The sequence below is a fragment of the Plantactinospora alkalitolerans genome, assembly GCF_015690345.1.
Taxonomy (GTDB): Bacteria; Actinomycetota; Actinomycetes; order Mycobacteriales; family Micromonosporaceae; genus Plantactinospora; species Plantactinospora alkalitolerans.
Genome location: NZ_JADPUN010000071.1, coordinates 1 through 23,964 on the forward strand (window position 1 = coordinate 1; position 23,964 = coordinate 23,964).

Here is a 23,964-nt window from a genome sequence, read left to right on the forward strand (position 1 = left end):
CAGATACCGGACGCGGCCCGTACCTCGACCCGGGCACGCGCGGCGAGATCATCCGGGCGGCGGTCCGGACCGGGGTACCGGTCCTGGTCGGGGTGGGTGGCCGGTCCGGCGAGACCGGCGACAGCGTCGCGGCGGAGGCCGTCCAGGCCGCCGAACTCGGCGCCGCCGGAGTGCTGGTGTTCCCGGTGACCGGCGATCCGGTCGGGCACCACGACGCGGTCTGGCGGGCGAGTGGCCTGCCGATGCTCGCCTTCGACCTCTACATCCGGCCGTATTCCGGGTCCGAACTGGCGGCGCTGCTGGAGCACCCCGGAATCGCCGGGCTCAAGGTCGCCCGACTGCACGACGCGATCGCCTGCCAGGCGGCGCTGGCCGCCGCGCACCGGGCCGACCGCCTGGCGGTGACCGGTGAGGACCGGATGTTCGGCCCGTCGCTGCTGTGGGGTGCCCAGGCGGCCCTGGTCGGCATCGCCGCCGCGGCGGTGCCGGTGACCGCCGCGGTGCTGCGGGCCTTCGCCGACAAGGAGTACGCCGCGTTCGTCGCCGCCTCCGGTCGGCTCGACCGGCTCGCCGAGGTCACCTTCACCGAGCCGATGGAAGGGTACGTGCGACGGATGCTCTGGATCGCGGCCAGCGAGGGACGGATTCCGGCGGAGTACGCGACCGATCCGTACGGTCCCACCCTGTCCGAACAGGACCGGGAGCGGGTCCTACGGGTGGCGGGAGCGCGATGAAGGATCCAGCGAACCGGTCCGGAGGAGTGGCGAACCCGTTCACCGCGGACGACCTGCCGCCGATCGGCCTCGACATCGACGTCCTCGTCGGACGGTACGCCGACCGCCCGGGCCCGAGCGGGGAGCCGGCCGACGTCGCCGCGGCTCTCGCCGCCAATGGCATCGCCGGCGCGGCCGTGGCCAACCTGCGGGCGGCACTGTTCGACATGGCCAGCGGCAACGACGAGACGGCGGCCCTTCCCGGCCCCGGGGTGGTACCCGTCGGCGGCGTCGACCTGCGCGACCCGTTGGGGGCGGAACGGGAGGTCGTGCGGCTTGCCGCGCGGGGCTTCCGGGCGATCCGGCTGTTCCCCGACGACCAGCACGTCGAGCCCGACTTCCCGTCGGTACGGCACGTGGCGCGGCGGGCGACCGAGGCCGGACTGGTGGTGCTGGCGGGCGGCGACGTACGCCGGTTCTGGCGACCACTGCGCGGGGCGACCGTCGTCTTTCTCGACACGCACTTCTACCACCTGGGCGACTTCGTCGTCGTGGCCAGGGACGAGCCCGGTTTCCACACCTCGACCCGGTTGCTCAACTCGCCCGACGCCCTGGAGACCGTGCTGGCGCAGCTCGGCGCCGAACGGTTGCTCTACGGCTCCCGTACCCCGTTGTACGAGGCCGTGGTGCCCCGGCTCCGGTTGGCCCGCAGCGGCCTCGACCAGGCGGCCCGCGCGGCGGTCGCGGGCGGCAACGCCCACCGGATCCTGGGACTCGACAGATGATCATCGATGTGCACGGCCACTGGGGCCCGTGGTTCTTCAGCATGGAGGTCGGCGACGTCGCCACGAACCTCGCCGTGATGGACCGGTACGGCATCGACCTCGCCGTCGTGTCGGCCACCGAGGCGATCGTCTACGACGTGGCCGCCGGCAACCGGGCGATGGCCCGGGTGCTCGAAACCAGCGACCGGCTGCTCGGTTACCTCACGGTGAACCCGCGCCAGCTCGGCAACGCCGAACGTGACCTGCGCGAACTCCTGCCCTCCGGCAACTTCGTCGGCGTGAAGATCCACACTGACTACACCGGCTCGCCGGTCGACTCCGCCCAGACCCGGGAGGCGCTGGCCATGGTCGCCGCGCACGACCTGCCGGCGCTGGTGCACACCTGGGGATCCACGCCGCTGGACCTCGCCCAGGCCTGCACCGACATCCCCGGGTTGCGCGCGATCGCCGGACACATGGGTGCCGACGGCTGGCGGCACGCGGTCGAGGCCGCGAACTCCGTCGACCGGCTCTGGCTGGAGCCGTGCTTCTCACACACCAGGACGGGTCGGTTCGCGGCGGTCGCGTCGGCGGTGGATCCCCGGCGCCTGCTCTTCGGTACCGACGCGACGCTGATCGATCCGGCGGCGGCGTACGGCGCGGTGCTGGCCGCGAACCTGCCGGCGGAGACGGCCGAGCGGGTCGCCTGGCGCAACGCCGCCGAGCTGTTCCGGCTCGACCTGCCGTAGCGTGCTGCGGGAACCAACCTGGTCCAAGGGAGCGGGACGTGGCTGGCGAGTGGACGATCGTGTCGGAAGACGAGGCTCTTGCCCGACTGGGCACGAAGCCTGAGGTGGTCCGGGGCGATGCGGTGACGTTCGCGAAGGGCGAGGACGGCGCGGTCGTCATCATCGTTGACGCCGGTGACCGGCCGTCAGGTAACGCCGTCGCCGGCGAGAGAGCCATCATGCTGCACGAGCCGTTCCCGGACGGAGTGCTCGACTGGCTGAGCCCGCAGGGCTGGTCGCACCCGCCCTGCTACGCGCTGGTCCGCCTGCCGGAGGGCTGCCTGGAGTTGGGCGAGGTGTCGGAGAGCTTCTCCGCGCCCGGCAGCGGCGGGCTTCGGTGCGAGTTGAACTGGGACAGGAAGCTGCCGCCCGAACTGCTCGACCGGGCGCGGCCGGTGACGGACACGCCTCTGCCGGGCGTCGAATGGCTGGCCCACCTGCCCGACGATCCGGGCGCCGCCCTGCGGGACTTTCTGACCGGCTGGTACGCCGACCTGCCCGCCGCCGCGCCGTTCCCCGCACCCGCCGTACCGATCCCGCCGGCACTGCAGGCCTTCTACGACCTTGCCGCAGGGCGCGTCGACATCCTCGGCCAGCAGGACGCCATCTATCCGCCCGACAGGCTGGCAATTGGTGGCGAGGACGACGACCGGATCATCATCGGCGTGGAGAACCAGGGCGTCTGGAGCATCCTCATCGGCCGCGACGACCGCGACCCGACCGTCTACCACCATGCCGCGGGCGGTGGCCAGGTGATCGCCGAACGTGAATCCCTCGGCGCCTATCTGTTGCTGTTCTCGCTGGCGGAGGCGGCGGTCACCTCGCCGGTGACCGGGCACGCCGTGCTCGACAACCAGCAGCTCGAACGCTTCAGGCGACACCTCGTCCCCGTACCGCTGCAACCGCTGGCCGTGCCCGCCGACCCGACGCATCTCTACGTCGCGCCCGGGCTCGTCGTCCTCACCGCAGGGTTGTACGGCGACGGCACCCACGTCTTCGTCGGCGCCCGGCAACGGGCAGCCCTGCGCGCCGCTCGCGATTGGGCCACCGCCTGGAGCACGTTCAACGGCTGACGGTTCGAGGACGCCGGGGAGCCGGGATGCCTCGGCGCTCAGGACCACGGGTGGGGCCGCGCCACGTTCGGCGGTCACCTCGCCGGTGACCGGTCAGCCGGCCCGGGGTGACAGCCGCAGTTCGCGCCCTGGCCAGCGGGAGCGCAGCCAGCGGTCGTGGCTGGCGACCGCGATCGCGCCCGGTCCCGTGGCCAGCGCCTCCTCCAGCTCGTCGCAGAGCCGCGGCGAGAGGTGGTTGGTCGGCTCGTCGAGCAGCAGCAGGTGGGGCGGGTCGGCCACCAGCAGCGCAAGGGCGAGCCGGCGCCGCTGGCCGACCGAGAGCTGGCCGACCGGCCGGTCCAGGTCCGCGGAGCCGAACAGCCCGAGTGAGAGCAGCGGTACGGACCCGGCGCGCTCGGCACCGAGCGCCGCCTCGTAGGTCTCCCGCGCGGTGCGGCCCGGCCGGTCGAAGACGGTGTCCTGGGCGAGCAGGCCGACCCGCAGCTCACGCCGCCGGTGTAGTCCACCGGTGGCCTCCAGCCGGCCGGCCAGCACCGCGAGCAGTGTCGACTTTCCCGCCCCGTTCGGCCCGGTGATCAGTAGCCGGTCGGTGGCCGAGACGTCCAGCCGGTCGAGCGTGAGCCGCCCGGGTACCCGAACGTCCCGCAGGGACACCAGGGTCCCGTCCATGGCGGTGCTGGCCAGCGTGGTGACCCGGAACCGGAGCGGCTCCGGCGGCTGGTCGACCTGTTCCCGTTCCAGCTCGTCGAGGCGGCGGGCGGCATTGCGCACCCGCCGTGAGATCTGGTTCTGTACCCGCCCGGCGGTGTGCCCGTAGCCCATCTTCTCGTTGTCCCGCCGGGCGCGCCCCGGTGCGACCTCGTGCGCGGTGACCTCGACCCGGCGGCGCAGTTCGGCGAGTTCCTCCTGCTCCTCGGTGAAGCGGCGCTGCCAGCGTTCCCGCTCCGCCCGCTTGGCGGCCTGGTAGTCGGTGTAGTTGCCGCCGTAGCGGGTCGCGCCGTCCAGGGCCGGATCGAGGTCGATCAGGTCCGTGCAGACCGCGTCGAGGAACGCCCGGTCGTGGCTCGCCACCACCACGACCCCGGGCAGGCCACGCAGTTGCTCCTCGAGGAAGGCCGCGGCGTCGTCGTCGAGGTGGTTGGTGGGCTCGTCGAGCAGTAGCGCCGTGGGGCGCCGTACCAGGAGGGCGGCCAACGCGACCCGCCCGCGTTGCCCGCCGGACAGGGACGCGAGCGTCCGCTCGCGGCCAAGCGCCCCGAGGCCGAGACCGGCCAGCATCATCTCGGCGCGCCGGTCGGCGTCCCAGGCGTCGCTGGTCTGCGCGCGGTCGAGCCGATCGCCGTACGCGGCGAGCAGGTCGGCGTACTCCGGCGCGTCCTGCGGGGTGTCGGCCAGCGCGGCGCTGAGCCGGTCCAGCTCGGTGAGATCCGCCCGGGCCTCGCGCAGCGCGTCGTCGAGCACGGCGCCGATCGTGGCGGCCGGGTCGAAGGGCATCTCCTGGTGCAGGAAACCCAGTTCCGGTGGGCGGACGACGGTACCGGCGTCGGGCTCGTCCGCCCCGGCGAGCAGCCGCAGCAAAGTGGACTTGCCGGTGCCGTTCTCGCCGATCAGCCCGATCCGCTGGTTGGGCGCGGCGGTGAGGGAGACGCCGTCGAGCACCCGGCGGGTTCCGAGTGTGCGAACCAGGTCGTGGCCGAGCAGGGCAAAGTTGGACATGCGACACACACCATCGTCGGAGTCGTCCGCGACCCGCCGGACAGTGCCGCCGGTCGGGCGCGAGGGGAGGATCAGGGGAATCGTCGACGCCGGTCCGGCTGCGGGCTCGACGGTCCGCAGCCGGATCGGCCCGGGGGAAGTCAGTCGACGTCCGGGGGGCCGGTCTCCGACAGGCGTCCCTCGGCGAGCCGCAGCCAACGGTTGACGTTGATGTCCGCGAGGAACCGCTCGTCGTGGCTGACCACCAGCAGCGCTCCCTCGTAGGCATTGAGGGCGCTCTCCAACTGACCGATGCTGACCAGATCGAGGTTGTTGGTCGGCTCGTCGAGCAGCAGGAGTTGCGGCGCCGGCTCGGCGCCCAGGACGCAGGCCAGGGTGGCGCGCAGTCGTTCGCCGCCGGAGAGCACCCCGACCGGCAGGTGGGCCCGGGCGCCGCGGAACAGGAAGCGGGCGAGCAGGTTCATCCGCTGCGCGTCCGGGGCCTGCGGCGCGAACGCGGCCAGGTTCTCCGCCACCGTACGGTCCAGGTCCAACAGGTCCAGCCGCTGGGACAGGTACGCGATCCGGCCGGCGGCCCGCTTGACCTGGCCGCTCTCGGGCTCCAGGTCGCCGTTGACCAGGCGCAGCAGGGTGGACTTGCCGGCGCCGTTGGGGCCGAGCAGGGCGATCCGCTCCGGCCCTCGGATCGTCAGGTCGACGCCGTCGGCGGCGAACTGGGACCGCTCGCCGTAACGGACCTGCATCCGTTCACCGGCCAGGAGGGTGCGTCCGGCCGGTACGGTGGTGCCCGGCAGCACCAGCGAGAGCTTCTGCTCGTTGCGCAGCGCGCGCTCCGCCTCGTCGAGCCGGGCTTTGGCGTCGTTGACCCGCGAGGAATGCATCTCGTTCGACTTGCCGGCGGACTCCTGAGCGTCCCGCTTCATCGTGCCGGCGAAGATCTTCGGCAGGCCGGCGTTCTTGAGGTTGCGAGAGGCGTTGCTGGCCCGCCGTGCCGCCCGCTCGCGGGCCTCCTGCAGCTCCCGCTTCTCCCGCTTGAGCTCCTGCTCGGCGTTGCGGACGTTCTTCTCCGCGACCTCCTGCGCGGCGCGCACCGCCGCCTCGTACTCGGTGAAGTTCCCGCCGTAGAACCGCACCTCGCCGCGGTCGAGTTCGGCGATGCGGTCCATCCGGTCGAGCAGTGCCCGGTCGTGGCTGACCAGCAGCAGGCAGCCGTTCCACTGCTCCAGCACGTCGTAGAGCTTGTGCCGGGCATCGAGGTCGAGATTGTTGGTCGGCTCGTCCAGCAGCAGCACGTCAGGCCGCTTCAACAGCTGCGCCGCCAGGCCGAGGGAGACGACCTGGCCGCCGCTGAGGGTGTCCAGTCGCCGCTCGAAGGCGAGGTCGCCGAGGCCGAGCCGGTCCAACTGGGCGCGGGTCCGCTCCTCGATGTCCCAGTCGTTGCCGATCGTGGTGAAGTGTTCCTCGCTGGCGTCTCCGGACTCGATGGCATGCAGTGCCCCGAGCAGCGGAGCGATCTCCAGTACCTCGGCCACGGTCAGGTCGCCGACCAGCGGCAGGCTCTGCGGGAGATAGCCGAGCACCCCCTGGACCGAGACGGACCCGGCGGTGGGCCGGTACTCGCCGGCGATCAGCTTGAGCAGGGTGCTCTTTCCGGAACCGTTCGGCGCGACCAGCCCGGTACGGCCCCCACCGATCGTGCAGGAGAGGTTCTGGAAGACCGGGGTGTCATCCGGCCAGGAGAAGGTCAGGTTCGAGCAGACGATGAAAGAATCGGACATCGGGAAACAACCTCGGATGTGAGGGCAGGCGGACCCCAGCCGCCCGACAGGGGACATGGTCTCGAAGCAACGACGACACGACCACGGCAACGGCGCTCCTGGGCGCGGGCCGGTGGTCGATCACATGTCCGGTCTCACCCGGAGATGTCGTCGTCACCCACCATGTCTCGTCTCCCATGTTTCTCTGATCATCCAGGTCCAGACCGTTTCATCCAGGTCCAGATCGTTCGCGATCCACCGTAGCACCGGCGGCACCAAGCCCGCCCGGCGATCGGGCGAGCCTGGACCGCGTCGGCCGAGCAGACGCGACCGACCGGTCCCGGGCGGTGGTCGGCTCGATCACCGCCCGGCCAGCCAGCGGCGGCGGTTCAGGACTGGTGGATGAAATCGATCACCGCCGGATAGAACACGCCGGGCTGCTCGATGTGGCCGAAGTGCCCACTCTCCCCGAGCAGGGTCAGCCTCGAACCGGGGATCTCCTCGTGCAGCAGTTCCGCCCAGTGCGGGCCACAGATGAAGTCGTGCGCGCCGACCATGATCAGCGTCGGGGCGGTGACGGAAGCCAGCCGCCCGCGTACGTCGAACGGCGTCGGCTCCTCCCCGCGCTGCGGGTCGGCCCAGGCCCGCACCGAGGCGACCAGCGGCGCGTACTGCTGCTCGTACCGCCAGTAGTCGGCGAAGTACACCGGCATCATCCGCCGCAGTTCCGTCGTCATCGACTCGTCGTCGGCGGCGGTCACCGCGGCCTCGAACGCCGCCGGGACCGTGGCCGCCTCCGGCCGGTCCGGATGCCGTTGCGGGTAGCTCGTCACGCCCGCCATCGCGGCGGCCCAGAACGACGGACCCGTGACCGGCGAGGTGTCGTACAGGATCAGGCCGGCCACCCGGTCCGGGTACGCCAGGGCGTAGCGCTGCGCGACGAATCCGCCGTGCGAGTGGCCGAGCAGGTACACCTTCGGCACGCCGAGCGCCTCGACCACGGCGTGCACGAACCGCTCGTACGTCTCCAACCGGTACTCGCGGCGGTCGGCGAGCCGCCCGGACGCACCGGTGCCGACCGGCTCCAGGTAGACCATGGTCAGGTGCTCCTCGAGCGCCGGCATCCGCAGGTATTTCCACTCGATGCCGGGTCCGCCCGAATGCACCACGCAGACCGGTCCGGTGCCGGCCACGTGGTACACCTGACGTACACCGTCGCGCTCCAGGCTGTGGGTCCGCAGCTCGGGCGTGCCCCCGGTGGTGGCGGTCATCTCAGATTCCCCCTGCTCGCGCCAGACCCGGGCGGCCTGGACAACGACCAGATGCGGCGACCGGAGGAAAAGTTCGGTCCGTCGGAGGAATTTGTCAGTCGATCCGGCCGGCCCTCGCCGGTGCCGGATGGAAGATCCGCAGCCGCTGGGTCCGCCCCTGCCGAAGTTGGTGCAGCCAGACGACGCCGGGCGGGCAGTGGCCGGGGTTGTGCGGCGGACTGATCAGATCGGCTTCCCAGACCAGCACGTTGCCGCTGGTCGCGACGTGGCGGAGGCGTTGCCGTACCCCGTCGTCCAGATCCTTCTCCATCCCCCGGAGCATGAAATCGGTGCCGGGGAACTGTCGCCCGTCGGGGATGACGAACTCGGAGTCGGGCCACCAGTACTCCCGCACGGCCCGCCGGAACTCTCCCCGGTACGTCGCCGCGACGATCTCCTCGGCCTCCCGCCGCCGTACGTCGTTGATCGTGGCCGCGTCGTCGTACGCGAGTTCGGCCGTGGTTCGCAGGGCGGAGGTGAGTCTGGCCCGGGCCTGGCTCAGCCGGCTGCGAACGGTGCCGACCGGGATGTCGCAGACGGCGGCGATCTGCTCGTACGCCGTCACCCCGGTGAAATAGCGCAGTAGCGTGACGAGGCGTACGGGTTCGGACAGTTGACCCAGGGCGTGCCAGATCCAGTCCCGGAGTGCCGCGCCCTCCAGCAGGTCCTCCGGGGTGGGCTCGGTGGCCGGCAGCGCGAGCGTGCTCGGATCACCCACCAGCAGCGGGCGGGTTGCCCGCAGCCGTGCCCGGCAGCCGTTCCGCACGATTGTCCGTAGCCACCCGCCCACCGCCGCCGGATCGCGAACGTCGCCGATCCGGCGCATCGCCGTCAGCATCGCGTCCTGCACGGCATCCTCGGCATCCGGCCCGTACCCGCACAGGCTGTACGCGACGGCCTTCATGCCAGCTTCGTGCCGGGCCAGCAGCGCGCCCAGGCTGGACACGTCCCCGGCTTGGGCGCTGCGGACCAGTTCGGGATCTGACCGCTCGACGGTCGACACCGCGCTCCTTCCGTGACTGGGGGCGGCGGGTCCCCGTGCCCCGTCAGCACGCGAGGGGAGCGGCCGGACCGACCGACGGCACAACCGTTGACACGCAGGTCACAGACCATCCTTACACGGTGATCCGGCACCGTCCTTCGGCCGGACGGGCTCGTCGACGACCCGGGCCACCGGCTTGACGGCGTCGCCCGCGCCATTGAGTCGGCGGCGCGACGCGGTGTGTTGCGTCGGGGTCGGGGTATTCGGCCGCTCAGACGAGGGTGGGGTGGTTTTGGTGGATTCGTACCCTCCGGTGGAGGCCCATGGCCTGATCGGCGATCTGCAGACTGCGGCGTTGGTGTCGGCAGACGGGACGTTGGATTGGTTCTGTGCCCCTCGGTTCGACTCGCCCAGTCTGTTCGGCGGCCTGCTCGACCGGCACAGGGGTGGTTACTTCCAGGTGGCGCCCGAGGGCGTCGAGTACGTGAGCAAGCAGCTCTACCTGCCCGGCACTCCGATCCTGATCACCCGCTTCCTCAGCACGGACGGGGTCGGAGAACTCATCGACTTCATGCCCGTGGCGGGGGATCGTCCCACCGACCGCCACCGCCTGGTGCGGCTGCTGCGGGTCGTCCGGGGCGTCATGCGATTCCGTCTCGAGTGCGAGCCCCGCTTCAACTACGGCCAGGATCCGCACGAACTCGACACGTACCTCGAGGGGCAGGTTTTCCGCACCGCCGCGTACTCCTTCACGCTCAACATGGTCCGATATCCCGAATCCCGGATCGCCGAGCGGGCAATCCAGCGGAGCGAGCACGGGGGCGTGACCGTGACCTTCGCGATGCACGAGGGTGAGCAGTCGGGCGTCGTCCTGGACACCGGCGTGACGCCCGACCGGCCGCGCCTCTTCGCCCCCGGCGAGGTGAGCGACATGCTGCTGCAGACCCGCGAGTTCTGGAAGCGGTGGATGGGTCGCTCCCGGTACACCGGCCGCTGGCGGGAGATGGTCGAACGGTCGGCGATGACGCTCAAGCTCATGACGTACGCACCGACCGGCGCGGTGATCGCCGCCCCCACCGCCGGGCTGCCCGAGCAGATCGGCGGGAGACGCAACTGGGACTACCGCTACACCTGGATCCGCGATGCGTCGTTCTCCGTGCACGCGCTGCTCAGCCTGGGCTTCACCGACGAGGCGCGGCAGTACCGGCGATGGGTGGACGACCGGATCCGGGACGCCAAGGAAAGCGGTGTACCGCTGCAGATCATGTACCGCGTCGACGGCTCACCGGATCTCGGTGAGGAGGTGCTGGACCACCTTGAGGGGTACCGGGGCTCAGGGCCGGTGCGGGTGGGCAACGGCGCGGCCAGCCAACTGCAACTCGACATCTACGGCGAGGCGCTCGACGCGCTCCATTTCGCCGACAGTCACGGCCTGATGAGTTCACACCAGGAGTGGACGAACACGGCGCGGATGGTGGACTGGCTCTGCGAGAACTGGGACCAGCCCGAGGAGGGGATCTGGGAGGCGCGCGGCGAACGCCAGAACTACACCTTCGGACGCCTGATGGCCTGGGTGGCCCTCGACCGGGCTGTCCGCCTCGCGGACGAGCGGGGGCGACCGGGCGACACCAGCCGGTGGGCGAACACCCGGAACCAGATCTACGAACAGATCATGGACCGCGGCTTCCACCCCGGACGCCGCGCCTTCGTGCAGCACTACGCGAGCGACGTCCTGGACACGGCGCTGCTCGCCATGCCAGCGGTGGGATTCGTGGCACCGACCGACCCGGTCTGGCAGTCAACCCTGGCGGCCATCGACGCGGACCTCGTCTCCGACAGCCTCGTCTACCGGTACGACCCGACCGCCTCGCCGGACGGCCTTCCCGGCAGGGAAAACACCTTCACCATGTGCACCTTCTGGTACGTCCGGGCCCTGGCACAGTCCGGACGTCTCGACGACGCCACGCTGGTCTTCGACAAGATGCTCACCTACAGCAGCCCGCTCGGCCTCTACTCGGAGGAAATCGCCCCAACCGGCGAGCAGACCGGCAACTTCCCGCAGGCGTTCAGCCATCTCTCACTTATCAGCGCCGCGCTGACCCTCGACCAGCTGCTCGACGCCCGCCGCTAGTCCCCCGGGCCACCGCCGATCGCGGTGATCTTTCGAACAGGAGGATGATCAATTCTTGACGGGATCCGTCGGGGCGCTGAGTATCATCGCCAGTCCGGACGACTACTGGTAAGAGGGCATGGTTATCTACAGCGCGGAGCGTCTCCGCAAGATCCGCGTCGTCGTCACCGGCGGCGGTACGGGTGGGCACACCTATCCGGCGCTGACCACGATCCGTACGCTGCGGGCCCGGCTCGCCGTGGCCGGCACCGAACCGGAACTGCTCTGGGTGGGTGTCGCGCAGGGGCTCGAGGCCAAGGTGGCCCGGCAGGAGGGCATCCCCTTCAAGGCGATCGTCACCGGGAAACTGCGCCGTTCGCCGAATCTGCGCGAGTTGGGCCGCAACGTCGCCGACGCCTTCCGCATCCCGCTCGGCATCCTCCAGGCGGTTCTGATCGTTCTCCGTACCCGGCCCGCCGTGGTGCTCTCCACCGGCGGGTACGTCTCCGTCCCGATCGGCATCGCGGCCTGGGCGACCCGCCGGCCACTGGTCATGCACGAGCAGACCCTCACCGTCGGGCTGGCGAACCGGATCCTCGCCCGGATCGCGACCCGGGTCCTGCTCAGTCATGAATCCTCCGTCGACCACCTGCCCGAGCGGGCGAAGGGTCGGGCGGTGGTGACCGGCAACCCGATCCGACCGGAGATCCTGGCCGGCGACCGTGGCCGGGCACTGGAGGCCTACCGTTTCGATCCACAGCTGCCGCTGGTGTACGTCACCGGCGGCGCCCAGGGTGCCGTGCAGGTCAACAACCTGATCGCCGAGATCCTGCCCGACCTGCTGCCCGGTTGCCAGGTCCTGCACCAGTGCGGCGAGTACTCGTTCGACCGGATGCGGCAGGTCGCCGATGGCCTACCCGGGCATCTGCGGGAGCGGTACCGGGTCGTCGACTACGTCCACGGCGACATGCCGGACGTCCTCGCCGCCGCCGACATCGTGGTGGCGCGCAGTGGCGCCGGGACCGTCGCGGAACTGACCGCACTCGGCAAGGCGTGCATCTTCATCCCGTTGATCCCCACCGGCGGCGACGAGCAGCGGCAGACCGCACGGCACCTCGCCGAGGCGGGCGCGGCCCGGATGGTCGCCGGCGCCGACGCCACCCCCGCCCGTCTGCGCGAGGAGATCGTGACGCTGCTCCAGCATCCCGACCGGCGCCGGCAGTTGGCCGACGCGGCGTGGCAGCACGGCCGCCCCGACGCGGCCGCGGCGGTCGCCACCGCGCTCCTCGACGCGGCCGGACGGTACGGGCCGGCGTAGGTCGGCGCCAACCCGTCCGCACACGGCGGCCGGCTCGGATCCACGGCGTGCGGCACGACATCCCCGCGTTCGGACCGGCCGGGGCACACCGTATCCCGGCCGGCAGAGCCGCCACCGAGGCGGTGATCGGGTCGGTGGGAGGAAGCGGTGCGCCCCGGCCGGACCAGGGCGCACCGGGACGGTCAGTCCTGCTGTCCGGCGGCGGCGACCGCCGGGCCACGCCCCGCGACCGTGCCGGATCCTGGCTCCTCGGCGGGTTCGAAGACGACCCGGGACCGCAACTGCCGGAATCCGGTCCGTTCCAGTTCCGCGACCACCATCACCCGATGGGCGTCCACATCGGCGATGACCTCCCGCGCGCCGCCGTCGGCCAGCACCCGGACCGCGTCGGCCAGCAACTCACCCCTGACAGCCTCGTCGAACAGGCCCAGGTAGGCGAGGAGCGGATAGCAGGCATCCCCTGCTGTTCCGGCCAGGCCCACCGGCTCCCCGGCGTCCAGCGCGACGCGCCAGGCCCCGGGAGGACCCTCCAGCCAGGCCAACGGGTCGGTTGCCAGGTCAATCCCGGCGACCGCGCGCGCCACCTCCATCCCGGTCAGCACCTCCGGCTCCGCGATCCGGGCAACCAGGGTGTTGATCTCCAGAGGATCGGCGGCCGGGCGGAAGGTGTACCGCCCGGAGGTCGCCGGCAGTGGCGTACCGGTCCACGAGCAGCGGATCCGTTCCCGCCGCTCGACCAACCCGGCGAGCCGGGCCGCCGCCATCGGCGCCTCGATCACGGCCAGCACCTCCGGACGGCGTCGCCAGTGCGCCGGCATCGAGGCGTAGTACGGCAGGGGACCGCCGAGGGCCTCGTGGGCGGCGCGCAGCAGCGCGGCACCCGCCTCCGGCTCGGCGTCCAGGTCGAACCTCTCCAGCCAGGGCGTACCGACGGAACCCGGCGGAAGGAGCCAGGCCGCCCGGCCGACCACCCGGCCGGCCCGGAGGGCGACCCAGGTGTTCTCGGGGCGGTAGCCGCCGCCGGCGATTCCGTCGGCGTAACCGACCTTGCGGAGTTGGGGCAGCGGATCGGGCATGGAGTCGAACAGATTCTCCTCGCCCGCGACGAGCGGACGGATGACGAGATCGGTCATGGGGTGATCCTCCGGAAAGCGAGCGCCCCAGGTCAGATCCGCGTGGACGCCGGTGCGCGGAGGGGGCGCAGAACATCGGACATTGTTCTGACCTCCTCCCAGCTCGACGGCGTGCCTGGCAACCTACTCGACGTACCCGTCCGTCGCAACGGGCGACGCGCGGGGGTGGGAACTCAACGGCCCCCGCTGACCGCCGCCGCTTCCACGGGCGCCAACCGCGCACGGAGCGCCTGGAGATCCTCGGCGGCGAGCCCGGCGGCGCGCAGGCGCGCCTCGGCGTCCAGACCCGCGAGCACGGCGTGCAGCGACTCCGGGACCGTGGTTCCCCTGCGTGCCAGTCGGTCGCCGATCACGTCGCCGTGCGCGGCGCGCGCCTCCGCGAAGTAGGGTTCCAGGCGTTCGCCGCTCAGCGCGTAGTCGGCGACGATCGCGTCCGGTGTCACACCGACGAGTGCCAGCAGGAGCAGCGACGCCAGCCCGGTACGGTCCCGGCCGATGCCGCAGTGCACGACGACGACGCCCGGACCGGCGCGCGCCACCGCGGCGACCGCCGCGACGCAGCGCTCCGGCTTGCGGTCGAGGAACGGTCGGTAGTACAGCGGCGTTCCGTCGATCTCGTCGTCGATGCAGCGGTACCAGAAGTCGGTGTCGGCGGAGTCGTCGAGCGGAACATGGACGACGTCGATTCCGGCGGGCCGTTCGGTGGACGTCGAGCGCTCGTCGTCCTCGCGCAGGTCGACCACGGTCCGGACGCCGTACGCGTGCAGCGCGGCCCAGCCGTCCGGAGTGAGCCGGTCGAGATTGTCGGCCCGGACGACCGCGCGCCACCGGGTCGTCCGTCCGTCGCCGGTCGGCAGGCCACCCAGGTCACGGATGTTGAGGCAGCCCGCCCAGTCGAGGTGTCGCCCGATCGTCACGCGAGCGAGGCTATCGGAGCGGAGCCAGGTGTCGACGGCCCCACCGTCGAGGAGCAGGTCGTCGACGGTGTGGCCGCCGACGGTGTGCGGGCCTCCGTCCTGGAGGTGCCGGTCATCGCCGGCACCCGGCCGTCCGGGTAGCGCTTCACCTGCTCAGTCGGGCGTAGACGTCGCCGGAGCGCCCGAAGGGGCGGAAGGAGTCGAGCAGTCGCGCGAGTTCGGTGGCGTCGAGCCAACGGTCGCTGGCGAAACGCATGCTCTCGACCGGTGAGTAGTTGTAGCGGTATCCACCGGCCGCCGTACCGAGTCCGTCCACGATGGCGAGGGCGGTGAGGGTCGTCTCATGGGCCGAGGGAATGTACTCGAAGGACAGTGCGCGCAGGGGTCGGCTGAGCCCTTCCAGCACATTGACCTCGAAGCCCTCGACGTCAATCTTGCAGAAGGACGGCACGCCGTGGATCGCGATGAGGCTGTCGAGGGTCGTGACGTTCACGTCCACCGCCCGGTCCCACCTCACCCGGGCGAAACTGCGATCCGTGGTGACGGATCCGATCCATTCCGGCGACATCGTCGACACCGTCGGAGTTGCCGTGGACAACGCCATTCTCGCCCGTCCGGCCGCTGCCCCGAGAGCGACGGGAACGACCGTGACGTCCCGATCCCGGCGAAAGGCCCAGCGCAGGATCCGTAGGCAGTCGGGCTGCGGTTCGACGGCGATCACCCGTGCGCCGAGTCGGCGCCAGACACGCACCCGACTTCCCACGTGTGCGCCGACATCGAATCCGAGATCTCCCGGTCCGAGGAATTGACCGTAGAGCCGCAGTGCGCGCCGATGCGTGTCTGGTCGGCAGTGGTAGAGGAGGAGGGATCGGATAATGCCCCGGGCCCGAGAGAGCATGCGACGACCGTACCAGTGCCGATAAACATTCATTTCGCGATTCGGCTGATCCGGCCGTACACGTGTCTTCGCTGTCTTTTCCGCATCCTGGTCCGGTCGGCGTCGCCTTCGGTGGCGGGCACTTCGAAGGGGCACGATATGGTCCCCGGCGCGGCCCGCCGGCCGTAGCGTGGATCGGGTGAAGGATGCCCACCTGCCCCGGCGGCGGTTGCTGGCGGGCATCGGCGCGGCCGCGGCGGCGGCGGTCCTGCCCGGCTGCGGGGCGGGCACGTCGAAAACGCCCGCTCCACAGACGGCGGGCTCGCCACGGCCCTCGAAAGCCCGGCCCTCGACCCCGCCCCGGTCGGGCGGGGAAGCGTCGCTACGACGCAAGATCGCCAGCCTGCTCGTCGTCGGCTTTCGCGGCGAGAAGCTTGCGGACAACGACTGGATCATGAAAGCGGTCAGGGACGGACTCGGCGGCATCATCCTCTTCGACCGGGACCTGAAGACGAACGCCCCCCGCAACATCAGTTCACCGGCCCAGGTCACCGCGCTCGTGAAGAACCTGCGCCAAGCCTCACCCGGACGACTTCTCGTGTCGATCGACCAGGAGGGCGGCCAGGTCAGCCGCCTCAACCCCGGCAACGGTTTCCCCGCCACGCGGTCCCAGGCCGAGATCGGCGCGGCGAACTCCACGGCCACGACCCGGACCTGGGCCCAGGAGATCGCCCGCAGCCTCACCTCGATCGGCGCCAATCTCAACTACGCGCCGGTGGTGGACCTGAACCTGAACCCCGACAACCCCGCGGTGGGCAAGCTCGGACGCAGCTTCTCCGCCAACCCGAGCGTCGTGATCAAGAACGCGACCGAGGAGGTCCAGGTCCACCGCGCCGCGGGCGTCAGGACCGCACTCAAGCACTTCCCCGGCCTCGGCACCGCCACCGGCAACACGGACTTCGCCGTCGTCGACGTCAGCAGGACCTGGCACACCAGCGAACTCGAACCGTTCCGGAGCCTGATCGACAGTGGCAACGCCGACTCCGTCCTGGTCGCCCACCTGCTCAACAAGCAGCTCGACCCGAACCGTCCGGCATCGCTGTCGCCGGCGGTCGTGACGGATCTGCTCCGCGACAGACTCGGCTTCAAGGGCGCCGTGGTGAGCGACGACATGCAGGCGGTCGCGCTGTCGAGCAGGTACGGCCGCGACGAGGCGGTCGCGATGGCGCTCGAGGCCGGCGTCGACGTGCTCGTGTTCGCGAACCAGCAGGTGTACGACCCGAAGATCGTCGACCAGACGCTCGACAACGTCGTCAACCTGGTACGGCAGGGGCGGCTGACCGAGGCGAGGATCGACCAGTCGGTCGCCCGCGTCGACGCCCTCCGTCCGAAGCGCTGACCGGTCGCGACCCGCGCCGCCCGCCACCGGCCATGGCCCGGTGCTACCGGTCGCCGCCGACCTCGACCGATCCGCGACCGAAGGCGTCCATCCGCCCCCATCGTCCGGGAATGTCGAGCAGCGCGATGTGGCCGATGTGCTCGGGGAGCGCCGGGCTCACGACAAGGTTCTCGCCCGATGTGTCGAGGCCGAGCATCGTACGCAGAAGCAGCAGCGGCGCCCCCGCGGACCAGGCCTGGGGACTGCAGGCGGTGGGGTACTGGACGGGGTACCTGGTCCATTCCCGATCATGCCCAGCGAACGCCTCGGGCAGCCGCCCGTGGAAGTAGGTAGCGGCGTCGAGGATCGCGGCGGCCAGCTGTGCCGCCTCGGCCGCGAAGCCGTAGCGGCGCAGGCCCCAGGCGATGATCGAGTTGTCGAACGGCCAGACCGTGCCGACGTGGTACCCGACCGGGTTGTAGAGCCGCTCGCTGGTCGCCAGGGTCCGTACACCCCAACCGGAGAAGAGTTCCCGGCTGAGCAGGTGCCGCACGACGGCGTCCGCCTTGTCATCGTCGACGATGCCGCTCCAGAGCAGGTGGCCGATGTTCGACGACAGCGCGTCGATCTGGCTGCCGTCGGCGTCGAGGCCGAGTGCGAAGTACTGCCGGTCCTCGATCCAGAAATCATGGTTGAAGCGCGTCCTGAGATCGGCGGCCTCGTTCTCGAGCCGCTCGGCGAAGGCCGCGTCGTTCCAGATCGTCCGGGCCAGCCGGGCCGCGCGCATCTTCGCGTCGTAGGCGTAGCCCTGCAACTCGCAGGTCGCACGGGGAAAGCCCGGGATCCGGCCGTCGCGGTACGAGATGGCGTCCGGGGAGTCCTTCCAGCACTGGTTCTCCAGGCCGGTCGTCCGGTTCCGGGGCTGGTAGGAGAGGTAGCCGTTGCCGGTGGGGTCGCCGTACACGTCGATCCAGTTCAGCGCGGCGCGGGCCTCGTACTCGTACTGGCGCACGAGTTCGGCGTCACCGGTCCACCGCTCGTACTCGTCGAGCAGCACGACGAACAGCGGCGTGGCGTCGGCGCTGCCGTAGTACGGGCAGTGTGGTCGTTCTTCGAAGGCGACCGTCTCGCCGAAACGCACCTCGTGCAGGATGCGCCCGGGATCCTCGTCCCGGAAGTCGTCCAGCCGGCTGCCCTGCCGGATACCCAGCTCCCGCAGTGTCGAGGCGGCGAGCCCCGGCTGGAACGGCAACGCCTGAAGGCTGGTGTAGATGCTGTCGCGGCCGAACACGGTCATGAACCAGGGCAGGCCGGCGGCCGGCAGGCTCCCGCCCATGGAGGTGGGCGCGGTGAAGCGCAGCGCGGCGAGGTCGATGAGGGAGCGGTCGTACGTGTGCCGCAGCGGATCCCAGTCACACTCCAGGCGCGGTGCGTCCTCGATCCACTCTTTCAGGTCGTGCTTCATGTCCCGACCGGCCCAGTTCGGGTCCCATTCGGATCCCAGTGGCAGCGTCCGGCCGCCCGGACCGATCATCGTGGGCACCACGCGCAGTTCGGTGATCCACTCCTGCTTCGGTGCGAGCGAGACGGTGAAGGTCAGCCCGCGTCCGTCGAGATGGGCCGGCGTGGTGGCGGAGATGGTCGTCTGTCGGTGGAACGTCTGCCGGGTGTACCCGAGCACCAGACGATCGTCCTCGACGTGCGTGTAGTAGTTGCCCGCCTTCGTCAGCGCATCCTTGACCTCGAAGAGATCGGCGAAATCGCAGCCGACCTCGAGTCGTACGGTGAGGTCGACGCCTTTTTCACCGTGGTTGAGGATGGCGATCTCTTCACGAAAGCCATCGGTCACCACGCGCTGACGCATCACCGAGACCTTCGCGTTGGTGTACACCCCACCGGGGCCGGCGACGAGGAAGAAGCGCTTTTCGTAATACTGTATGTCGTCTATGGACAGCGGACTGAGGCGCTCGCCGTCGATGCTCAGGACCCAGGTGGACAGGTAACGGGTGTCGAAGGAGAACAACCCGGTAGGGTCGACCGGTGACGTGTCGATGTCACCACGGGTGTCGCTGACCACGAAGGTGTTTCCCGCCAGGACGCTGACCAGATCGCTCATGGCCGAGGCCGCTCCCCACTGGTGGCCATTCGATGTCCACTCGGACTCTGCGGCCCTGGCAGCAGCCGCTCGAACATGAGGAGCAGGGGGACCCTGCCCTCGGCCGTCACCTCGCCCCGAAACAGCGCCGCCATCAGGTTCGCCTCCCCGCAGGCGGCGCGATCAAACAACTCCCTGCTCACCCGTACGACGCCGTCCGCCTCAATGTTCTCGCGTGTCACCGTGACGTCACCGTTGTGCACCCGCACGTACCAGTGTTCCGTGCACAGGCCCTGCACGATCTCGAAGCGCACCGTGCCGGATGCCTTCTCCAGCAGACGTTCGTGGCCGCGTCGACCGAACTCGGCAAAATACTCCTCCGTCGGACTCGCCACTCCGAGCCTCCATTTCCTGGCATCGTGGCCGGCCGGCCAGCCGGACTGGACTCCAAGGTCGGGACGCCCGAAGGAATTCGGGTCCGTCTCCCATCGTCGCCGTCGCCCGTGCCCACGACATCACCCCCGCAGGGTGATTACCTGCCGGGCGGTCCGGCGCGGACCCGGTCGGCGGGGAAGGGGGCCGGGATCGGGATCGGGATCGGTCAGAGTTCGAACAGGTCCGTCAGGGCCGCGCCGAGACGGGCCATGCTCGCCCCGGTCACCATTCCCACCCGCTCCACCGCAACCGCGGTCGGGACGCGCCGCACCCGGTTCACCACCACGACCCCGGCCATCGGGTCGGGTTCGGCCAACGGGATCACGAACGGCGGCAGGTCGGTGTGGTCCGCCTGGCGGACGATCGGGGCGCAGTACGGGGCTGCTGACGGTCGGTCGTTGTGCGCGTCGCCGGACAGGACGATGACCCGGTACTTGGCCTGCTGTGCGGGGTCGCCGACGGTCCAGATCTCGCCCCGGTTCACGCCGCCCCCGCCATGTCCGTCCAGCCGGCGTCGACATTGTCCGCGTACCGGTCGAAGCTGTCGAGTTCGTCCCGGACGTCCGGGTTCGCGGCCAGCCACTCCTCGTGCCGGCGGGCTGCCGCCCGGACGATCTCCCGCCGCGCGGCACGGTCGATCCAGGCGGACAGGGACAGGCCGTCGTGCTTCGCCGCCTGGCGGGCCCGAGCGAGCGTGTCCGGGTTCATGCTCAGCGTGACCTTGTCTGCCATACCGCCGATCGTACGGCCAGTGGTACGTGCGAGCCGGATTGTGCGATCCTGATACCTAGAACTACTATGCATCGAGCTTCTAGGGTTAGGCGGTTTGGATGCATATCACCAAGGATCTCGTCGCGGCCTCGGCGACTCCGCTCGTGCTGGGGATCCTGGCCGAGGGAGAGAGCTACGGCTACGCGATCCTCAAGCAGGTCAACGAGCTGTCAGGCGGGCAGTTGGAGTGGACCGACGGTCTGCTCTACCCGCTGCTGCACCGCCTGGAGCGGCTCGGCCACGTCGAGGCGGACTGGCAGACCCCGCCCGGGGGACGCCGCCGCAAGTACTACCGGATCACCGACCAGGGGCGGGCCGAGCTCGCCGAGCAGCGCCGCCAGTGGGCCGCGGTCGTCGACACCCTGCGGAGCGTCTGGAGCGCGACCCAGTCCATCACGTCGATCACGGCACCGGCCTGGGAGGCGGGATGACGAACGCCGGCAATGACCACGGCCTGGAAGGCGGGATGACGAACACCGGCGACGATTACGATCTGGAGGGCCAGATCGCCGAGTGGCGGGCCTACATGCATCGTCGCCGGGAGCTGAACCGCGCCGACGCCGAGGAACTGGAGGACCACCTCCGCAGCCGGATCAGCGAGCTGACCGAGGTGGGCCTGCGCCCCGACGAGGGGTTCCTCATCGCCGTCAAGCGGATGGGCAGCCTCGACGAGCTGTCGCGGGAGTTCGCCCGCGAGCACTCCGAGCGGCTGTGGAAGCAACTCGTACTGCCCGGAGAGCCGGACACGCCCGCCGCCGCCCGGTCCCGCCGCGAGTTGCCCGTCATGGTGCTCTGCGCGGCCGTCGCCGCGCTCGCGTTCAAGGTGCCGAGCTGGTTCGGGCTCGATCTGGACGACGACGCCGGCTTCTACACGAGCAACTTCAGCCTCTTCGCACTGCCGGCGCTGGCCGCCTACTTCGCCTGGCAACGCCGGGTCGGCATCCGCGTCATCGGGGTGCTCGCGGCGCTGTTCGTTCTCGGCGCGGTCGCCGCGAACGCGTATCCGCTGGACGACGACTCGCAGTCGATCGTCCTCACGGCGATCCACCTGCCGCTCGCGCTGTGGCTGGTTGTCGGCGTCGCCTACGTGGGCGGGGACTGGCGCTCGAGCCGGCGGCGGATGGACTTCATCCGGTTCACCGGAGAGTGGCTGATCTACTTCGTCCTGATCGGACTGGGTGGCGGGGTGCTCACCGCCTTCACGGTCGGCACCTTCGACGCCATCGGCCTCAACGTCGAGGGATTCATCGAATCGTGGTTGGTGCCGTGCGGGGCCATGGCCGGGGTCGTCGTGGCGGCATGGCTGGTGGAGGCCAAGCAGAGCGTCATCGAGAACATGGCGCCGGTGCTGACCCGCGTCTTCACGCCACTGTTCGTGGTCGCCCTGCTGTCCTTCCTGGTCGCCATGATCTGGACCACCAACGGCATCAACGTCGAGCGCGACGCACTGATCCTGTTCAACCTGCTGCTCGTCATCGTGCTCGGCCTGCTGCTGTACGCCATCTCCGCCCGTGATCTCACGGCCCGGCCCGGCCTGTTCGACCGCCTGCAACTCGCGCTCGTCGTCAGTGCCCTGATCATCGACGTCATGGTGCTGGTGGCGATCACCGGCCGGATCACCGAATGGGGCTTCAGCCCGAACAAGACGGCGGCCCTGGGCGAGAACGTCGTCCTGCTCACCAACCTGGCGTGGTCGGCATGGCTGTTCCTCGGCTTCGTGCGTGGTCGCATGCCGTTCGCCCGCCTGGAACACTGGCAGACCCGCTACATGATCGTGTACGCCGCCTGGGCCTGGACAGTCGTCCTCGTCTTCCCGCTCGTGTTCAACTTCGCCTGAGCCTGAGCCTGAGCCTGAGCCTGAGCCTGAGCCTGAGCCTGAGCCGGATCCGGCCCGCTCATCCTGTCCACCGCGCGGCAGGATCGGGCGGGCCGTTCCGTACGGCCCGGAGCACGACCTCGTCGACGTCCACCGAGCGCCACCGACCCGCCACCCCGGGCCGACCGGCGAGGTAGGCGGTGATCTGAGCGGCGGTCCAGCCGTGGGCCTCGTGGAGGCCGCTCGCGATCATTGCGAGGTATCGCGGCGCCGGTGGGGCCGGTTCGACCTCCTCCGCCCGCCACGGCGCTGTGAAGGTCAGCAGCGGAAGGCCTTCCCGCGTACCCGCGCAGACGAGCGTCTCGTACCGGCCCGGTCCGAGGTACGCGCGCCCCTGTGCCACGGCCGCCTCGATCAGGTCCGGATCCGTGCCGGGTGGCTGGTACATCTCCTGGTTGGCGATGTCGGCGAACTGCGCCGCGGTGATCAGATATGCGCGCGCCGCTGCCCGGCCGGGAAGTTCCGGATCGTAGAACGCCATTCCGCCGGTCCAGGCCATCGACTCCAGGGCGAAGTAGATCCCACCGGGCAGCAGAACCGGAACGGTGCGGCGGGGCGGCCGGCTGTCCCGGCAACCCGGGTACCGGCGACGTCCCCCCTCCGGCCGACCCCCGGCCAGGTAGTACCGCAGCCGGTCGGCGTGCATGTTCGAGCCGTACGCCGCGTACCAGACGAGGTCCAGCGCTCTCGCGGTGGGCGGGTCCGGATCACTGGGCGTTCTCGGCCCGAGCGGCATACCGACAATGATCTCATCGGGAATCGGGTCCGGCGGTGCACCACGGGGCAGCCACGACGCCGCTGCGCGTACCGGGCTCGCGTCGCGCCGCCAGCCCGGCACCGGGACCGGCTGACGTAGGGTGGCCCTCGTGGGGGACGAGGGGTTCCGGATCGGGATCGACTTCGGGACCTCCAACACCGCCGCCGTGCTCGCCTTCCCGGACGGACGGGTCCGGCCGCTGCTGTTCGACGGGTCGCCACTGCTGCCGTCGGCGGTGTACGCCGACCCGCAGGTCGGGCTGCTGGTCGGTCGGGACGCCACCCACGCGGCGCGGACCCGTCCGGACCGGTTCGAGCCCCATCCGAAGCGCTGCGTCGACGACGGCGCGGTGTTGCTGGGTGAGGAGCGGGTGCCCGTTCCGGACCTGATCGCGGCGGTACTGCGGCGGGTGGCGGCGGAGGCGTCGCGGGTGTCCGGCGGTGCGCTGCCCCGAGCGGTGCTGACCTGCCCGGCCGGCTGGGGAGCACGACGGCAGGAGGTACTGAGGAGCGCCGCCCGGGGCGTCTTCCCCGACGTGGTCCTGGCTCCCGAACCGGTCGCCGCGGCGACCTGGTTCGTCGCCGTCGCCGGGCGGCGGGTGCCGACCGGTTCCTGCCTGATGGTGTACGACCTGGGAGCCGGCACGTTCGACGCATCCGTGGTCCGCCGTACGGCGGAAGGGTTCGAGGTCCTCGCCATGCGTGGACTGGGTGACGTCGGAGGGCTGGACGTCGATGCGGAGATCGTGGCCGCGCTCGGACACACCTACCGGGCCCGGGACGAGGACACGTGGCGGCGTCTCGTCGAGCCCCAGGATCCGGCCGACCGGCGCGTGTCCCGGACGCTGTGGGAGGACGTGCGCGCGGGCAAGGAACTGCTGTCGAGGGCGGCCTCCACCAGTGTGCACGTACCGCTGTTCGACGACGAGGCTCCGGTGGGCCGCGAGCAGCTCGACCGGCTGGCCGGGCCGATCCTCGAGCGAACCGTCGCGGCGAGCCGTGCGGTACTGGACGCCTCGGGGGTGGCGCCGGAGGATCTGGCCGGGCTGTTCCTGGTGGGCGGGGCGAGCCGGATGCCGCTTGCCGCGGCACTGCTGCACAAGGAGTTCCGCGTCGCGCCAACCGTGGTCGAACAGCCCGAACTGGTCGTCGCCGAGGGTGGCCTGCACCTGCCGGGATCGGCGGCGCCGGCGGC

Annotated in this window: 22 protein-coding genes; 10 read left to right on the forward strand and 12 right to left on the reverse strand. The window is 70.7% G+C overall.

The genetic code is table 11. The annotated features are described in order from the left end of the window. The 4 genes from I0C86_RS04745 to I0C86_RS04760 all read left to right on the forward strand — a co-directional run. The coding region (locus I0C86_RS04745) for a beta/alpha barrel domain-containing protein (protein WP_196199964.1) at nucleotides 1-734 on the forward strand (734 nt) is incomplete at its 5' end. Then, nucleotides 731-1,498, forward strand: a complete 768-nt coding sequence (locus I0C86_RS04750) for an amidohydrolase family protein (RefSeq protein WP_196199965.1) — start codon at nucleotides 731-733, stop codon at nucleotides 1,496-1,498. The genes I0C86_RS04745 and I0C86_RS04750, both read left to right, overlap by 4 nt. Beyond that, nucleotides 1,495-2,226: an amidohydrolase family protein gene (locus tag I0C86_RS04755; RefSeq protein WP_196199966.1), complete on the forward strand. Its 732-nt coding sequence runs from the start codon at nucleotides 1,495-1,497 to the stop codon at nucleotides 2,224-2,226. The genes I0C86_RS04750 and I0C86_RS04755 overlap by 4 nt, the downstream gene beginning before the upstream one ends. A gap of 38 nt (nucleotides 2,227-2,264) precedes the next feature. Beyond that, nucleotides 2,265-3,338, forward strand: coding sequence for a hypothetical protein (locus I0C86_RS04760; RefSeq protein WP_196199967.1), 1,074 nt, complete (start codon nucleotides 2,265-2,267; stop codon nucleotides 3,336-3,338). Nucleotides 3,339-3,431: 93 nt separating this feature from the next. Here the strand turns inward: I0C86_RS04760 and I0C86_RS04765 are convergent, their stop codons facing one another. The 4 genes from I0C86_RS04765 to I0C86_RS04780 all read right to left on the reverse strand — a co-directional run bounded on the left by I0C86_RS04765 (nucleotide 3,432) and on the right by I0C86_RS04780 (nucleotide 9,124). Next, nucleotides 3,432-5,054 carry an ABC-F family ATP-binding cassette domain-containing protein gene (locus I0C86_RS04765; RefSeq protein WP_196199968.1) on the reverse strand — a complete coding sequence of 541 codons (1,623 nt, stop codon included), beginning with the start codon at nucleotides 5,052-5,054 and terminating at the stop codon, nucleotides 3,432-3,434. A 140-nt stretch (nucleotides 5,055-5,194) separates the two neighbouring features. Continuing rightward, on the reverse strand, nucleotides 5,195-6,832 hold the full coding sequence (abc-f, locus tag I0C86_RS04770; protein WP_196199969.1) for a ribosomal protection-like ABC-F family protein: 1,638 nt from the start codon (nucleotides 6,830-6,832) through the stop codon (nucleotides 5,195-5,197). A 368-nt stretch (nucleotides 6,833-7,200) separates the two neighbouring features. Continuing rightward, on the reverse strand, nucleotides 7,201-8,082 hold the full coding sequence (locus tag I0C86_RS04775; RefSeq protein WP_196199970.1) for an alpha/beta fold hydrolase: 882 nt from the start codon (nucleotides 8,080-8,082) through the stop codon (nucleotides 7,201-7,203). 94 nt (nucleotides 8,083-8,176) lie between these two features. Next, a complete protein-coding gene (locus tag I0C86_RS04780; protein ID WP_323373458.1) occupies nucleotides 8,177-9,124 on the reverse strand; it encodes an RNA polymerase sigma factor in 948 nt (315 codons plus the stop codon). A 274-nt stretch (nucleotides 9,125-9,398) separates the two neighbouring features. Between I0C86_RS04780 and I0C86_RS04785 the strand changes: the two genes are divergently transcribed. Beyond that, nucleotides 9,399-11,234 carry a glycoside hydrolase family 15 protein gene (locus I0C86_RS04785; protein WP_196199972.1) on the forward strand — a complete coding sequence of 612 codons (1,836 nt, stop codon included), beginning with the start codon at nucleotides 9,399-9,401 and terminating at the stop codon, nucleotides 11,232-11,234. A 118-nt stretch (nucleotides 11,235-11,352) separates the two neighbouring features. After that, entirely contained in the window at nucleotides 11,353-12,531 is a 1,179-nt protein-coding gene (locus tag I0C86_RS04790) for a UDP-N-acetylglucosamine--N-acetylmuramyl-(pentapeptide) pyrophosphoryl-undecaprenol N-acetylglucosamine transferase (RefSeq protein WP_196199973.1), read from the forward strand. Between the two features lie 182 nt (nucleotides 12,532-12,713). On the opposite strand, the gene I0C86_RS04795 is transcribed toward I0C86_RS04790, so the two are convergent. The 3 genes from I0C86_RS04795 to I0C86_RS04805 form a co-directional block, all read right to left on the reverse strand. After that, nucleotides 12,714-13,664 carry an acetyltransferase gene (locus tag I0C86_RS04795; protein WP_230393562.1) on the reverse strand — a complete coding sequence of 317 codons (951 nt, stop codon included), beginning with the start codon at nucleotides 13,662-13,664 and terminating at the stop codon, nucleotides 12,714-12,716. A gap of 173 nt (nucleotides 13,665-13,837) precedes the next feature. Then, nucleotides 13,838-14,581 (reverse strand): tyrosine-protein phosphatase, encoded by a 744-nt coding sequence (locus I0C86_RS04800; RefSeq protein ID WP_196199974.1) that lies wholly within the window; start codon nucleotides 14,579-14,581, stop codon nucleotides 13,838-13,840. Between the two features lie 145 nt (nucleotides 14,582-14,726). Beyond that, the gene (locus I0C86_RS04805) at nucleotides 14,727-15,512 is read right to left on the reverse strand and encodes an FkbM family methyltransferase (RefSeq protein WP_323373459.1); all 786 of its coding nucleotides are present in this window, start codon (nucleotides 15,510-15,512) and stop codon (nucleotides 14,727-14,729) included. A gap of 145 nt (nucleotides 15,513-15,657) precedes the next feature. Here I0C86_RS04805 and I0C86_RS04810 point away from each other — a divergent pair, with 145 nt between their 5' ends. Next, nucleotides 15,658-16,857, forward strand: coding sequence for a glycoside hydrolase family 3 N-terminal domain-containing protein (locus I0C86_RS04810; protein WP_323373460.1), 1,200 nt, complete (start codon nucleotides 15,658-15,660; stop codon nucleotides 16,855-16,857). Nucleotides 16,858-16,900: 43 nt separating this feature from the next. Here the strand turns inward: I0C86_RS04810 and I0C86_RS04815 are convergent, their stop codons facing one another. The 4 genes from I0C86_RS04815 to I0C86_RS04830 form a co-directional block, all read right to left on the reverse strand. Continuing rightward, nucleotides 16,901-18,952: an amylo-alpha-1,6-glucosidase gene (locus I0C86_RS04815; protein WP_196199976.1), complete on the reverse strand. Its 2,052-nt coding sequence runs from the start codon at nucleotides 18,950-18,952 to the stop codon at nucleotides 16,901-16,903. Continuing rightward, nucleotides 18,949-19,326: an SCP2 sterol-binding domain-containing protein gene (locus I0C86_RS04820; RefSeq protein WP_196199977.1), complete on the reverse strand. Its 378-nt coding sequence runs from the start codon at nucleotides 19,324-19,326 to the stop codon at nucleotides 18,949-18,951. Before I0C86_RS04820 ends, I0C86_RS04815 begins: the two co-directional genes overlap by 4 nt. Before the next feature lie 206 nt (nucleotides 19,327-19,532). Then, entirely contained in the window at nucleotides 19,533-19,850 is a 318-nt protein-coding gene (locus I0C86_RS04825; RefSeq protein ID WP_196199978.1) for a type II toxin-antitoxin system PemK/MazF family toxin, read from the reverse strand. After that, nucleotides 19,847-20,098, reverse strand: coding sequence for a hypothetical protein (locus I0C86_RS04830; protein ID WP_196199979.1), 252 nt, complete (start codon nucleotides 20,096-20,098; stop codon nucleotides 19,847-19,849). The genes I0C86_RS04825 and I0C86_RS04830 overlap by 4 nt, the downstream gene beginning before the upstream one ends. Nucleotides 20,099-20,196: 98 nt before the next feature. Here I0C86_RS04830 and I0C86_RS04835 point away from each other — a divergent pair, with 98 nt between their 5' ends. Next, the gene (locus tag I0C86_RS04835) at nucleotides 20,197-20,568 is read left to right on the forward strand and encodes a PadR family transcriptional regulator (protein WP_196199980.1); all 372 of its coding nucleotides are present in this window, start codon (nucleotides 20,197-20,199) and stop codon (nucleotides 20,566-20,568) included. Then, nucleotides 20,565-21,974, forward strand: coding sequence for a permease prefix domain 1-containing protein (locus tag I0C86_RS04840; RefSeq protein WP_230393563.1), 1,410 nt, complete (start codon nucleotides 20,565-20,567; stop codon nucleotides 21,972-21,974). The genes I0C86_RS04835 and I0C86_RS04840 overlap by 4 nt, the downstream gene beginning before the upstream one ends. A 58-nt stretch (nucleotides 21,975-22,032) precedes the next feature. Here I0C86_RS04840 and I0C86_RS04845 read toward each other — a convergent pair whose 3' ends face one another. After that, nucleotides 22,033-22,749, reverse strand: a complete 717-nt coding sequence (locus tag I0C86_RS04845; RefSeq protein WP_196199981.1) for a histone deacetylase — start codon at nucleotides 22,747-22,749, stop codon at nucleotides 22,033-22,035. A 130-nt stretch (nucleotides 22,750-22,879) separates the two neighbouring features. On the opposite strand from I0C86_RS04845, the gene I0C86_RS04850 reads away from it, so the two are divergent. Beyond that, a partial coding sequence (locus I0C86_RS04850) for an Hsp70 family protein (protein WP_196199982.1) occupies nucleotides 22,880-23,964 on the forward strand: 1,085 nt, incomplete at its 3' end.

Excerpts from the sequence above, each read along its gene's own strand:
- I0C86_RS04750 (WP_196199965.1), top strand. The coding sequence starts at position 731 with ATGAAGGATCCAGCGAACCGGTCCGGAGGAGTGGCGAACCCGTTCACC.
- I0C86_RS04755 (WP_196199966.1), top strand. The coding sequence starts at position 1,495 with ATGATCATCGATGTGCACGGCCACTGGGGCCCGTGGTTCTTCAGCATG.
- I0C86_RS04765 (WP_196199968.1), bottom strand. The coding sequence starts at position 5,054 with ATGTCCAACTTTGCCCTGCTCGGCCACGACCTGGTTCGCACACTCGGA.
- abc-f (WP_196199969.1), bottom strand. The coding sequence starts at position 6,832 with ATGTCCGATTCTTTCATCGTCTGCTCGAACCTGACCTTCTCCTGGCCG.
- I0C86_RS04775 (WP_196199970.1), bottom strand. The coding sequence starts at position 8,082 with ATGACCGCCACCACCGGGGGCACGCCCGAGCTGCGGACCCACAGCCTG.
- I0C86_RS04790 (WP_196199973.1), top strand. The coding sequence starts at position 11,353 with ATGGTTATCTACAGCGCGGAGCGTCTCCGCAAGATCCGCGTCGTCGTC.
- I0C86_RS04795 (WP_230393562.1), bottom strand. The coding sequence starts at position 13,664 with ATGACCGATCTCGTCATCCGTCCGCTCGTCGCGGGCGAGGAGAATCTG.
- I0C86_RS04805 (WP_323373459.1), bottom strand. The coding sequence starts at position 15,512 with ATGAATGTTTATCGGCACTGGTACGGTCGTCGCATGCTCTCTCGGGCC.
- I0C86_RS04815 (WP_196199976.1), bottom strand. The coding sequence starts at position 18,952 with ATGAGCGATCTGGTCAGCGTCCTGGCGGGAAACACCTTCGTGGTCAGC.
- I0C86_RS04830 (WP_196199979.1), bottom strand. The coding sequence starts at position 20,098 with ATGGCAGACAAGGTCACGCTGAGCATGAACCCGGACACGCTCGCTCGG.
- I0C86_RS04835 (WP_196199980.1), top strand. The coding sequence starts at position 20,197 with ATGCATATCACCAAGGATCTCGTCGCGGCCTCGGCGACTCCGCTCGTG.
- I0C86_RS04840 (WP_230393563.1), top strand. The coding sequence starts at position 20,565 with ATGACGAACGCCGGCAATGACCACGGCCTGGAAGGCGGGATGACGAAC.
- I0C86_RS04845 (WP_196199981.1), bottom strand. The coding sequence starts at position 22,749 with ATGCCGCTCGGGCCGAGAACGCCCAGTGATCCGGACCCGCCCACCGCG.